The 12,010-nt window shown below is 61.0% G+C and carries 16 protein-coding genes and 1 pseudogene; 14 read left to right on the top strand and 3 right to left on the bottom strand.

Annotated features, from left to right (window positions below):
- The first annotated feature begins 184 nt into the window (after positions 1-184).
- The 3 genes from QP904_RS10010 to QP904_RS10020 all read left to right on the top strand — a co-directional run bounded on the left by QP904_RS10010 (position 185) and on the right by QP904_RS10020 (position 2,668).
- Complete coding sequence (locus tag QP904_RS10010) at positions 185-337, top strand: alkane 1-monooxygenase (RefSeq protein ID WP_200288407.1); 153 nt, start codon at positions 185-187, stop codon at positions 335-337.
- A gap of 82 nt (positions 338-419) precedes the next feature.
- On the top strand, positions 420-779 hold the full coding sequence (cmtR, locus tag QP904_RS10015; RefSeq protein ID WP_150851294.1) for a Cd(II)/Pb(II)-sensing metalloregulatory transcriptional regulator CmtR: 360 nt from the start codon (positions 420-422) through the stop codon (positions 777-779).
- Positions 776-2,668 carry a heavy metal translocating P-type ATPase gene (locus QP904_RS10020; protein WP_200288406.1) on the top strand — a complete coding sequence of 631 codons (1,893 nt, stop codon included), beginning with the start codon at positions 776-778 and terminating at the stop codon, positions 2,666-2,668. The genes cmtR and QP904_RS10020 overlap by 4 nt, the downstream gene beginning before the upstream one ends.
- 918 nt (positions 2,669-3,586) lie before the next feature.
- Here the strand turns inward: QP904_RS10020 and QP904_RS10025 are convergent.
- The gene (locus QP904_RS10025) at positions 3,587-4,312 is read right to left on the bottom strand and encodes a TIGR02391 family protein (protein WP_284798794.1); all 726 of its coding nucleotides are present in this window, start codon (positions 4,310-4,312) and stop codon (positions 3,587-3,589) included.
- 113 nt (positions 4,313-4,425) lie between these two features.
- Here QP904_RS10025 and QP904_RS10030 point away from each other — a divergent pair, with 113 nt between their 5' ends.
- The 11 genes and pseudogenes from QP904_RS10030 (at position 4,426) to QP904_RS10080 (ending at position 10,496) form a co-directional block, all read left to right on the top strand.
- A complete protein-coding gene (locus QP904_RS10030) occupies positions 4,426-4,776 on the top strand; it encodes a VOC family protein (RefSeq protein ID WP_316986310.1) in 351 nt (116 codons plus the stop codon).
- Positions 4,777-5,087: 311 nt separating this feature from the next.
- Positions 5,088-5,396 (top strand): LysE family translocator, encoded by a 309-nt coding sequence (locus QP904_RS10035; RefSeq protein ID WP_284836002.1) that lies wholly within the window; start codon positions 5,088-5,090, stop codon positions 5,394-5,396.
- Between the two features lie 136 nt (positions 5,397-5,532).
- Positions 5,533-6,207, top strand: coding sequence for a LysE family translocator (locus QP904_RS10040; RefSeq protein ID WP_023020320.1), 675 nt, complete (start codon positions 5,533-5,535; stop codon positions 6,205-6,207).
- Between the two features lie 9 nt (positions 6,208-6,216).
- Positions 6,217-6,545 (top strand): annotated as a pseudogene (locus QP904_RS10045) (YbjQ family protein).
- The gene (locus tag QP904_RS10050; RefSeq protein ID WP_284836003.1) at positions 6,538-7,473 is read left to right on the top strand and encodes a CE1 family esterase; all 936 of its coding nucleotides are present in this window, start codon (positions 6,538-6,540) and stop codon (positions 7,471-7,473) included. Before QP904_RS10045 ends, QP904_RS10050 begins: the two are co-directional and overlap by 8 nt.
- Before the next feature lie 35 nt (positions 7,474-7,508).
- Entirely contained in the window at positions 7,509-7,793 is a 285-nt protein-coding gene (locus QP904_RS10055; RefSeq protein WP_150851437.1) for an RNA-binding S4 domain-containing protein, read from the top strand.
- Positions 7,794-8,621 (top strand): VOC family protein, encoded by an 828-nt coding sequence (locus tag QP904_RS10060; RefSeq protein ID WP_239207790.1) that lies wholly within the window; start codon positions 7,794-7,796, stop codon positions 8,619-8,621.
- Positions 8,622-8,626: 5 nt separating this feature from the next.
- On the top strand, positions 8,627-8,932 hold the full coding sequence (locus tag QP904_RS10065) for an MGMT family protein (RefSeq protein ID WP_239207791.1): 306 nt from the start codon (positions 8,627-8,629) through the stop codon (positions 8,930-8,932).
- The gene (locus QP904_RS10070) at positions 8,929-9,288 is read left to right on the top strand and encodes a DMT family transporter (RefSeq protein ID WP_239207792.1); all 360 of its coding nucleotides are present in this window, start codon (positions 8,929-8,931) and stop codon (positions 9,286-9,288) included. The genes QP904_RS10065 and QP904_RS10070 overlap by 4 nt, the downstream gene beginning before the upstream one ends.
- Entirely contained in the window at positions 9,285-9,602 is a 318-nt protein-coding gene (locus QP904_RS10075; RefSeq protein WP_239207793.1) for a DMT family transporter, read from the top strand. The genes QP904_RS10070 and QP904_RS10075 overlap by 4 nt, the downstream gene beginning before the upstream one ends.
- 27 nt (positions 9,603-9,629) lie before the next feature.
- Entirely contained in the window at positions 9,630-10,496 is an 867-nt protein-coding gene (locus QP904_RS10080) for a hypothetical protein (protein WP_239207794.1), read from the top strand.
- A 58-nt stretch (positions 10,497-10,554) separates the two neighbouring features.
- Here QP904_RS10080 and QP904_RS10085 read toward each other — a convergent pair whose 3' ends face one another.
- Both QP904_RS10085 and QP904_RS10090 read right to left on the bottom strand, forming a co-directional pair.
- On the bottom strand, positions 10,555-11,406 hold the full coding sequence (locus QP904_RS10085; RefSeq protein ID WP_023020336.1) for a PrsW family intramembrane metalloprotease: 852 nt from the start codon (positions 11,404-11,406) through the stop codon (positions 10,555-10,557).
- Complete coding sequence (locus QP904_RS10090; RefSeq protein WP_023020337.1) at positions 11,407-11,988, bottom strand: hypothetical protein; 582 nt, start codon at positions 11,986-11,988, stop codon at positions 11,407-11,409.
- Positions 11,989-12,010 lie beyond the last annotated feature (22 nt).

Consider the following 12,010-nt stretch of genomic DNA (forward strand, 5'->3'; position numbering starts at 1 on the left):
CGGGGTAGACAACACTGCCGACTTCAAGGAAGTATCATTCCCGGATACTAGCGAAAAGAGATAGTCATTTGGATATTAGAAAGCTTCGCTACGTGTGGTTTGACCCGTACGTAATGTCCGTGAGTGTCTAGCCCTTGATGGAGAACCTGGTGTCGGTGTCGCTGGCCGCACCTACGCCGCCGTCATGTCCGCCGACACCCTGTTCATCACCATCCCCACAGGGGTGGGTGTGGACATCCACGTGAAGATTCTGGAGAACTTCGCCGCCCACGTCGCCCCCGCGTTGGGTTGGCAGCCGAACCGCGAAGGACCAGTCATCGGCTATCCCATCGACTAATTCTTGCAGGTGGCAGGACTTTCGCGTGACTGTTAGTTCAGCCCATTTTAAATAGTTCATCGCATACTGTATAATTCAGCGCATGCTGACTATTGCTTCGCGCCTCGACGTCATGAACCGGCTCGGCCGGGCCATGGCTGATCCGACGCGCTCCCGAATCCTGCTAACCCTACTAGACGGTCCGAGCTACCCGGCCGTGCTCGCGCAAAGCTTGGATCTGACCCGCTCGAACGTCTCGAACCACCTGTCCTGCCTGCGCGATTGTGGCATTGTCGTCGCTGAGCCGGAGGGCCGCAAGACCCGCTACGAAATCGCCGATCCCCACCTCGCGGCAGCGCTCGAAGCGCTGGTCCACGCGACGCTGGCCGTCGACGAGAATGCCCCCTGCATCGACACTGAGTGCTCGGTGCCCGACTGCGGCGAGAAAGGAACGGACGCATGAGTTCAGCATGTGGATGCGAACACGAACCCGTCACGGAGATTGACGAGCTCGATCGGCCATGGTGGAAGGACCCTGAGCTACTGCTGCCGATCTTCTCCGGGGTAGCCCTCATAACAGGACTGGCGCTGGACTGGTCCGACTTGGAGACGCCCGCGACGGTACTGTATTGGGTTGGCCTGCTGTTGGGCGCTTACACGTTCGCGCCTGGAGCGATCCGGAACCTTGTCACGAAGCGCAAGCTCGGCATTGGCTTGCTAATGACGATCAGCGCGGTCGGCGCGGTGATCCTCGGATTCGTCGGAGAGGCCGCGGCGCTAGCATTCCTGTACTCGATCGCCGAGGCACTGGAAGACAAGGCGATGGACCGGGCTCAAGGCGGACTGCGGGCACTGTTGAAGCTGGTACCGCAGACCGCGACGGTGCTGCGCGACGGCACAGCGGCCGAGGTCGCAGCGAAGGACCTCGAGGTTGGCGAGCTAATGCTCGTGCGCCCCGGGGAGCGGATCGCCACGGACGGCATCATTCGATCCGGGCGCTCCAGCCTTGACACCTCAGCGATCACCGGAGAATCCATTCCGGAGGAGGTTGCGCCCGGCGACGAAGTGCCTGCGGGAGCGATCAACTCCGCCGGGGTGCTGGAGGTCGAGACGACCGCAGCTGGGACGGACAACTCGCTGACCACACTCGTGGACCTAGTCGAGCAAGCGCAGGCGGAAAAGGGCGACCGCGCCCGGATCGCCGACCGGATTGCCCAACCCCTAGTGCCCGGGGTGATGATCCTGGCGGTGCTGGTCGGCGTTATCGGCTCGCTGCTGGGCGACCCTGAGACGTGGATCACCCGTGCGCTGGTAGTCCTGGTCGCAGCGTCGCCGTGCGCGCTGGCAATCTCCGTGCCGCTGACGGTCGTGGCCGCGATCGGCGCGGCCAGCCAGTTCGGAGTGGTCATCAAGTCCGGCGCGGCGTTCGAGCGACTCGGCAGTATCCGTCACCTGGCAGTGGACAAAACCGGAACCCTTACCCGCAACCAGCCTGAGGTTACCGGAGTGGTCCCGGCAGACGGATTCGATCGGACGCAGGTGCTTTCCTTCGCGGCAGCAGTTGAGCAGCAATCGACACACCCCCTCGCTGCGGCGATCGCGGCAGCGGGGCCCGAAGCGCCCACCGCCTCGGACATCAGCGAGGAAGCTGGGCATGGCATCGGCGGCACCGTCGAAGGCCGACGGGTGCTGGTGGGCAGCCCCCGATGGATCGACGCCGGACCACTGAAAGCAGACGTTGAGCGCATGGAGTCCGAGGGCCAGACCTGCGTCCTGGTCACCGTCGATGACGCTCTCGCCGGGGCGATCGGGGTCCGTGACGAGTTGCGGCCCGAGGTGCCCGAAGCCGTGCAGGCCCTGCACGCCAACGACGTGGAAGTAAGCATGCTCACCGGCGACAATACTCGCACCGCCCGGGCGCTGGCTGGAATCGCCGGAATCGACGACGTGCGCGCCGAGCTGCGCCCTGAGGACAAGGCAAGCATCGTCGCCGATTTCTCCTCCAAGACGCCGACGGCGATGATCGGCGACGGCATCAATGACGCGCCGGCACTGGCGGGCGCGACGGTGGGCATAGCGATGGGAGCGACCGGCTCTGACGCCGCGATCGAGTCCGCTGACGTCGCCTTCACCGGCCACGACCTCCGGCTAATCCCGAAGGCGCTGCAGCACGCCCGCCGAGGAAGCAGGATCATCAACCAGAACATCGTGCTGTCTCTGGCCATCATCATCGTGTTGATGCCACTGGCGATCAGCGGCGTGCTGGGCCTGGCTGCCGTCGTGCTGGTTCACGAGGTCGCCGAAGTGATCGTGATCTTGAACGGCCTGCGGGCTGCGCAAGCGAAGCGCTGAGGCTGTGACCGGCAAGTCTCATAAGGGTTAAACCACACGCCGAGCGGACACACCTTGGGCCAGGCACGTCATTCGAGTTCACGGTCCGTCTCCGTGGAATCGGGATCGTACTCGGTGACCTGTCCCTTCTCGGTGCGTGTGGGCATGGGGGCTGTGGGCGAGCCACCACCCGGCACGTGCCCCAGCCGGTCAAGGGCCCCCGAGCGCTCGGCGTCTCCAGCGCAGATCGTGGAAGGATCGAACTTGCTCAGGGACCAAGCGTCACTGCGAGACTCTTTTCGTCCCGCAACTTGAATAGTTCAGCGGCCTTGATACCGCGGACATCCATTCGGAGTGCTGCCGAGTCTCATCGACACAGCCCGTGACTACCTGGGCAGTGTGTTTGATAAAGGACCCCACCCTCATCAGCATTGCCGAGCCCTCGCCGTTCCAGTTGCCGTAACCGACTAGATGCAGATTCTTCACCGCGGTTTCGCGGCCGCGCATGAGGTGGCGGAATAGACCGAGAGCCGAACGAAAACCAGCGCACCAGATCAGATGGTCGTGGTCGTGCTCACTAAAGCTATCGAAGATGGGGGGATGTCCCCGAGGTTCGGGCCGGAATCGCCGCCGAGCATCTGGCGGCGGCCGCGTCGGCGAACGAACAGACCGCGCTTCAACCTACCCCCCCAATAACGCGAAGCGCCATCAACGCCCCGCGTTACACGTTTAATTTGAACTCCACAGAGTGTCGGCGCAGCTTAACGTGTGCGAGATTCATTCTTGGACCCAGCCCAGTCGCTGGCGTTAACCTTGCACAAAACTACGGCGATGGTCCTGGACGGCCTTGCTGACTGAGCACCCGGCACCTCCATTACAGGCGTTCGTGCTCCCCACATCCTTCGCTCAAGCGAACTGCTATCCCGTAAACCGATGTTGTCACCCCTCCAGGACGGTAGCCTTATCAACCCAGCGAGCCAATAGACTGAAAGCCGCGAGCTGCTCCAACGCGACTTGCTCCTCACCACCGTCGTGTGGAACATGCATCCCGGGATTGCGGATAGCCGCGTACAAGCCCTCTGCAAAGGCGCGGGCGCCCCGATGCAGGTTCTCAAACGTCTTACTGCCATCATTTTCCATAAGCCGAAGGCGCGGCGCATTACGCTTCGGATCATGGAGTGAAAACGCCTCGTTGAAAAGTGCTGTTTCAGATACGTCTAGGCGGTTCAGTTTCGCTTGGGTCTCTGCATTGACGCGGATGGCAGCCTGCATCACGGCTTGATGGTAGTGTCCGTGATTCCAGTAACCCTTGCCATTTTCCCACGCCCACGGATGCAGATTGGCTGCATCTAAGTCTGGCGTATTCTCTCCGAGCTTTTCAGCGAGTTCAGACCGACGTTCAAGCGCTGTCTTGGCCCGGGCCGCTTGACCCCTCAGCCAGCTATACTCCTTGTCCTGGACTGGGAGTCCTTGTTTCCACCCGGGAAGCACTCGGTCAAGGATCATTTCAACGACATGGGCGCGTGCCGCAGCCTCAGTCGGCGATCCACTCATAACGGTTCCAAGGTAGGCGATGCCCGGGCCCATGTCGGGGACTACCTTCGCTGTGACTTGCAGGAACGCGTCTATCTCATTGATCGCCCACTCGGGGTCCAGCTCGGTCATGCCTCCGTTATGACGTATGGGGCTGACATGGCCGGAGAGAACTGGTCTGATACCCCCACCAGAAACACCCCGCATTGTTGCAGGCGCGCTGACGCGCGCCCATCATGGAAACCATGAGCGATCCCAACTTCACGATCCGCCAGATCACCTTCGACTGCCACGATCCCTCAAAGCTCGCCAAGTTTTGGTCTGCCGCAACCGCCTGCGAAATCGCCGCGGATTACGGCGATTTCGTGATGGTTGATTCCACCCCGGCGCTGGGATTTCAGCGCGTTGAGGAGCCGACACCTGGGAAAAACCGCATGCACGTCGACGTTGGCGGGGCGGAGCGCGAAACTTTAATAGAACGCCTCAAAGACCTAGGCGCCACCGAACTCACCACCCACGAAGCGCCGGGATTGGTGTGGACCGTCATGCAGGACCCGGAAGGCAACGAGTTCTGCGTGGGTAACCCCGGGGCCTAGCTACACGTTGAACTTGAACTCGAATTGGTTCAAGTCATCCGTGTGACCCCGCGGGCGACCCGCGCCGGGTTGATGTGTGCGTTGGGGTGTGCAGCGGCACAGAGTTTTGGGTGACAGCATCCTTGGCTGGCGCTCCGCGGTGATCACTGCACGGCCTAGTGTGTTGGGTGCGCTGCAACTCATTGGCGGGCTTTTGTCCATATGAGCGTGTCTTCGATTCGTTCCGGTTTTAAGTCCGCCGCGTACCTACCGTGGTGGCGGGCACCGAGGATTACACCGAACAGGCCATCGCAGCCGGCAGCATTAATGACATGACTGGGTGGCGCGCCTATAAGCTCGGGGTGGTCACGAACCTGTCCAATCCGAAAGCACTCGTGTTCTTCGGCGCGGTTTTCGCGCAGTTTATTCGCCCCGATATGTCGCCCACTTGGACCGTTGCGGTGGCGGTAATCCTCTTGGCGATGTCCTTGACGTGGTTTTCTACCTTTGCTCTCATTGTGCGCGCGGCATCGCGTTGGATTGCGCATCATTCCGCGGCCATCGATATCGTTTCCGGTCTTATCTTTGCGGTGCTGGGACTCGTTATGGCCGTGGAGGGCATCATCGAGCTCTTTGGTTAGTGCAGGTGGCGGATTTCTATAAAAGAGTTGATATAGGAGCTACCTAAATCACAGAACTTACCTGTTTCGCTGCAGGTGAGAGCGTCCTTATAGTGGCATGCGTTGATCCAATGGCATGCGAGTATGGAGGTGTTAGGTGGCTATTAGCGCCCTCGTGACCCTGATGGGCGTGTGGTTCGCGGCGATGGCCTCGCCGGGCCCAGACGTAGTGCAAATCATTCGCTTAGGTGCGCGTTCTACGCGCGCAGCCGTATGGGCGGCGCTGGGTAGTACCACCGGCCTTACCATTTGGACCGTGGCCTCCTTGGCAGGGCTCTCCGCGCTGATTTCTGCGCACCCTGGGATCCTCGTGGTGCTGCAGGTTCTCGGTGGCTGTTACCTGCTGTGGATGGCCTATACCGCCATTACCGGTGGCATCAAGGAGCGTCGCGCGCCCGCAACCGTCGTGGGCACCGAAACCCGCGCCCCGCAGCCGCGCGGGTTTACACCGGACGGCATCATCAAGGCGGGCACTGCCTATCGCATGGGATTTATCTGCGATCTTTCGAACCCCAAGGTGGTCATCTTCTTTGGCGCCATCTTTGCCAATTTCATCGATCCCGGCATGGGCATCGGCGCCAATCTCATGGTGGGTGCCGTATTGATTCTGGAAAGCCTCGTGCTGTTTGTCGGCGTGGCTTTGAGTACCCGCGCGGTCTCAAAGTGGATGGCTAAGAACTCCGCCTGGGTGGATATTGTCAGCGGCGTGGTCTTCCTCTTGCTGGGTGTCATCATCCTTTTCGAGGGAGTGCGTGGTCTTATAGCCATGTAATCTGGGGCCATGATTTTTACCACTACTAATACCGTTGATGGTTATGAGATTACGGACTATATCCGCATTATCGCCGGGAAACCGTCATCGGTATTAATATGCTGAAGGATTTCGGGGCATCCATCCGCAATATCACCGGTGGGCGCTCCGCCGGGTACGAAAGCGAGGCCATCAAGGCGCGTGAGGCGGCACTCGATGAATTGTGGCGGCGCGGGCAGGAGCTCGGGGCCGATGGTGTGGTGGGCATCACCTTCGATTATTCGCCCATGGGAACGTCGAATGACATGCTGATGGTTACGGCTACCGGCACGGCGGTGAAGCTGCGCGCTCGTGATTAAGGCAAGCAAGAATACACTGGCCCTGTGCGCTGGGTTATGCGCGGCCGCCGGACTCATGGCGGGGTGCGAGGAAGAACCGCCGCAGCCGGGCAGCGTGCCAAATGAATCGCAAGGCGCGGCCGATGGCTATATCACCACGCTGCCGGACCAGGGCACAACGGCCAATGGCCGCTACCAGATCATTAACCTACAAAATCATCGCAGTTTTGTAGTCCACGTGCCGTTTAATGCGGATAAGAACCACCGCTTGCCCGTAGTCGTGGCCATGCACGGCTATGAGATGGACGCCGGAAATATGTTTAAAGGCACCGACCTATCCCAGGGCGATGCCATTACCGTCTTTGTTCAAGGCGCGGGCAAGGCGTGGGCACCGGCACCCTATGCGGTAACCAGTTTGGAAGATGACCTCAAGTACGTGGATGACACGATCGATTTCGTCCGCCGCCACTATCCCGCCACGGACACCACCTATGGCGTGGGCTTTTCCAATGGCGGCGGATTCGCCCGCGCGGTGACGTGCAAGCGGCCGGGCCTATTCGATGCGGTGGCCACGGTCTCGGCGGCAAAATATGACCGCGTGGAAAAAGACTGCGCCAGCGAGCCCACCGATTACCTGGATATCCACGGCACTAAGGACGCGCTGATGAAATATGGCGGTGGGCGCCAACACGGAGCGCACTACCACTCGGTCAAACAATCGCTGCGCGGGATTGCGAAAGAAAATGGGTGCAATCCGTTTCCAAAGAGGCGTCGGAAAGAAGCAGTGGAGCACTTTACCTGGCGGGTATGTGATGCGCGCACCGAGCAGTACACCATCCACGGCGGCACGCACACGTGGAACGGTGGGGCCACGGACCATTCCGGCCTAGTCAAGGCAGAATGGACCACCGATACGGTGCTGGATTTCTTCCATATTGCCCACCCGTAGTCAGCGCAGCGCGCGGGCTGGGTAAGCTGGGCGGCATGCTAGACATTCCTATCAACGGCGATTCCATCAAATTGGGGCAGTTCATCAAGCTGGCCAGCTTGGTGGCTACCGGCGGCGAGGCCAAGGAACTCATCGCGGAAGGCGTGGTTACGGTCAATGGCGAGCCCGAAACGCGCCGGGGCGCCACGCTCCACCCGGGTGACGAAGTGTGCATCGAGGATGCCTGCGCACGGGTGGGCGAGCCGGACGATGACGATGATTACTTTGACGAGGCCACGGCCGACGATGACTTTGATCCGGAAAAGTGGAGGAATATGTAGATGCCAGCATTCGAAGCTGAAGTGGGCATGCCCTACTGGATTGACCTGACCACCTCGGATCCGCGCAAGTCCGCGCGCTTCTACGAGGAAGTCCTGGGGTGGGAGATTTCTGCCGAGTCCGCGGAGGAAAAGCCCTATCAGATGGCGCGCTTACAGGGCCTGCCCATCGCCGGGCTTATCCCGCAACCGGAAGAGGCACCCATGCCGGATTCTTGGGTGACCTACTTCCTCTCCAAGGACATCGTTGGTGATTGCCAGCGCGTCGAGAGCCTAGGCGGGCGCATCCTGGTGGATCCGCAGCAAGTGCAGCTAGGGCACATGACTTTGCTTGCCGACGCCGCCGGTGGCATGTTCGGCCTCATCCAGCCCGCCGGCCCAGAGCACTTCGTCGCCGCCGGCGAACCCGGCACCCCGGTATGGCACGAGCTCACCGCAACCTCGGGTTTCCAGCGCGCAATGGACTTTTATGGAGAGCTTTTCAATTGGGAAATTCGCGCCATGCAGTCCGAGGATGAGAACTTTATCTATGCCACGGCGGAAGAAGACGGTGCGCCGTTTGCTGGCCTGTGGAACGCCGAGGGCCAGTTCCCGCCCCAGGTGCCGAGCTTCTGGCAGACCTACTTGGGCGTGCGCGATATCGACGCCGCTGCGAAGAAGGCCGTGGAACTAAGCGGCGAGGTCATCCGCGAACCATGGGATTCGCCCTTTGGACGCATGTGCCTCTTGGCCGATTCCACCGGTGCGACCATCACCCTCACCGAGGTCGAAGACGCCCCTGAAGAGGAGCCAACCGAAGCGGATGACGTGCTGGGGCTCGACCCGCAGTAATCGCGATGAGTGAGTCGCCATTGGTCAAGCGCGTATTGGCGGTCGTGGCCGTTATTCCACCCGGCAACGTCACCTCCTATGGTGAGGTGGCAAAGGTCGCTGGCTGCGGCGCGCGCAACGTCGGTACCGTGTTAAAGCGCCACGGTGCCGGTACTGCCTGGTGGCGGGTGGTCCGCGCCGATGGCACCTCTCATGATCCCGTCCGTGCAGAGGACTACTGGGACCGGGAGGCAATCGCCCACGCTGGCGGCCGCGTTAAAATGCACGAGCACGGAATCGACGCCCGCGAATTACAGGAGTTGATGGAGTGAGGGCCTGGGTCATCCTTTTTCTCGCGATTGCTAGCGAAGTCGTGGGTACCATCGCGCTGAAATACGCCGTGGACAATTTCTGGATCTACGGTGTAGCAGCCCTCTGCTTCATTCTTGCCTTCGTGCTCCTGCACCGCGTCATGCAAGAAGGCGTCAACGTGGGTGTAGCCTACGGCCTCTGGGCATCCGGCGGAGTAATTTCCACCGCGCTGCTTTCCGCCGCGCTCTTTGGCGAGCCGCTCGGAGCAGTAAAACTCGCTGGCATCGCGCTCATTATGGCCGGCGTATTCTGCGTGGAAATGGGCGCTAAACCAGACGAGGATGAAGACCGCACGGTGGAGGTGGCACCGGAATGATCTGGTTTCTGCTTTTCCTCGCCACCGCCATTGAGGTCACCGGCACGCTGTGCCTGCGCATGTCCGCGGTGACCGGCCGTCGCTTCTGGGTTGTGCTCGTCGCCCTGTGTTATGTCAGCGCCTATGGTTTCTTGGCGCTCGTGCTCAAAGCCGGCATGGACTTGGGCGTGGCTTATGGCATCTGGGCTGCCACTGGCGTCGCGCTTACCGCCGTCGCCTCATATCTCCTCTTCAAGGAGCCATTCACCTGGTTAAAATCCCTCGGAGTGGTTCTGATCGCCGGAGGAGTGCTGCTGGTAGAAGCTGGTGCGTAGCACCTGCAGGGGCGCTATTATATTTTCATGATGAAAAAGCTGGCGGTAGGTTCCCTGGTTACCGCACTCTCCCTCGCAATCGCCCCTGCCGCCCAGGCTGTCACCCTCGATCCGCACGCCGTGCCCGCGCGCACCCAGATCACCGTCCAGCATGATTCTGGCGCGACTGTGTCCACCGCTAATGCCCATGAGTCTCGCCCCGCACTGTCTTTGAGCAAGCTCTACTTGGGCTATTGGGTCCTAAAATACGGTGCGCCGGCCGACAAAGCCCGCGTGGAGCACATGATCCGCGTCAGCGATGACAACGTGGCTACCGACTTGGATCGCCGCTACCCGCAAGCCATCCCCAGCACCATCCACGAGTTTGGACTGCGCGAAACGCACTACACCGGGTATTGGGGAACGACCACGACCTCCACTGAAGATGTAGCGCGTTTTACCTCGCGTATTCAGCACGATCCCATTGCCGCACCCATCATGACCGGCATGGCTAACGCCGCCCCTGTGGCTGCCGATGGCTACCGCCAAGATTTTGGTACCTCACGAATTCCGGGCGTTATCGGTACCAAGTTTGGCTGGTCCGATAATCGCCGCATCCATGCCTCGGTATCCACCGCCCCTGGATTTACCGTAGCCGCCAATACCTACGGTGACGCGGGCACTCATACCGCAGATGTCACCCGGGCCGTACATAATGACCCAGGCGCACTACCCGCAGCGGGCGGTTCTAGCCAAGCTATTGGCGCGCGCATCGAACGCGATTTGAATCTACAAGGCCCCGCGCGTCAGGCCGTTCGCGATGCCACCCGCACGGCAGCGAGCTACGAGCGTCAAGCCTGCGCGAGCGCGAACCAGGCATTGGCGCAGGTAACGCCGATGCGTGTGTGCAACTAGGACTTGCAGAGCTCGACAGAACTACAAAGCGTGCTGGGGTTGGATGGCGCAGGCGGCTTTAACGGATGAAGGCGAGGGCGTCTTCGGCGGTGCTGTGGCTGTAGCTCTCGTCGGTTTTGGCAAGCTTATTACCGCGCAGCACCAGCCAGATGCTCAGCGGGTAAAGAATAAGCGCCACGACAACGGCTTGGATGATCGAGGCCACCTCGGAATCGTGCAGGTAATTCCAGCAGAAGTGCAGTGTAAAGGAGGCGGCTAGGGCGCCGAGGAAGACTCCGATGCGCCACCACCAGGGTTTGGCGGCGGCATAGAGTGCCCAGCCGATGCCCCAGCCGGCCAGCGCGGTGAGCAATACGTGTAGGCCAGGACCGGCGATAAGGCGCAGGCCCCACATTTCAAAAAGCCCCTGGATATCGCTATCAGGATGCATGGTGGCGCCCATGGCGCCGTAGAGGATATTTTCGCAGGCCTCGAAGCCAAGGCCCACCACTGCGCCCACCATCCAGCCGTGCCACGGGCGGTTGAGCTGGCGGAAGGACATGAGCACGAAGATTACGCCGGTGGCCTTAGAAATTTCTTCCGGATAGGCACCGCTCCACGACATCATGGCGTCGACCCAGCCGGAGCCAATGGCGAGCTGCATGACCGGCCCAGCGCTGATAAGCGCCAAGGCAACGGCTACTCCGCCGCCCCAAAGGAAAGCCAGCGTGGCCCATAGGCGCGCCGGGCGGGCCCACATGGGGCTGCGTTGCAGCAGGTAGATGACCAGCGCCACGAGTATGGCGGCGATGAGCAGGCTGAGCAGGCCCATCAGGGGAGAAATCAAAAATGTGCTTAGCGTCTGGAAAAAGAAGGCGATGAGTCCAATGGCGGATAAGATCCACAGCGTGGTGCGAAAGAGCTTAGACATCTAGAACATCAACTCCCCGGAGAAATCAGCGAATTCTGAATCGGCATCGGCGGGTAGATCCTTTTGGCCGAAGGCATGCCAAATGCGGGAGGCGGTGGCGCGGGCCTGCTCACCCTTGCCGGTCACGGTGACCACCCAATCCTTGTTTTCGTCCTCGCCGGTGCCGTCGAGGGAGAGGGCGGCGGTGGAGGAGGGGGCGTCGGCAAGCAGGAGTGCCCCGTTAGTGCCGTCGAAGGTAGGGGCATCGGCCGGCAAGGGCGCCATGGCTAGGGCGCGGACCATGCGGCGCAAGGTGGTGGCATCGTCTTTGGCATCTTCGGTAAGGGTGGCTTGTACGCTGACATCGCCGCAGTTCCAGCCGATGCTGGCGAGGGATTCATAGTCGCGCTCGCAATAAAGATCGGGAACGTCAATCTCCCAGTCCTGGCTGGGCTCGGCTAGGGTGACCTGCTCGACGTCTGCGGAAGAATCCCCCAGCGCCGCCTGCACGATCATGGGCAGGGCAAGAACCACCGCCACGAACGCAATGACGGCGCAGAAAAGGCGCCGCGGATGCGCTGGAGGAAAGCGATAAAAATTCATGGACCACACCTTATCTTGTCGC

The sequence above is a fragment of the Corynebacterium nasorum genome, assembly GCF_030229765.1.
Classification (GTDB): domain Bacteria; phylum Actinomycetota; class Actinomycetes; order Mycobacteriales; family Mycobacteriaceae; genus Corynebacterium; species Corynebacterium kefirresidentii.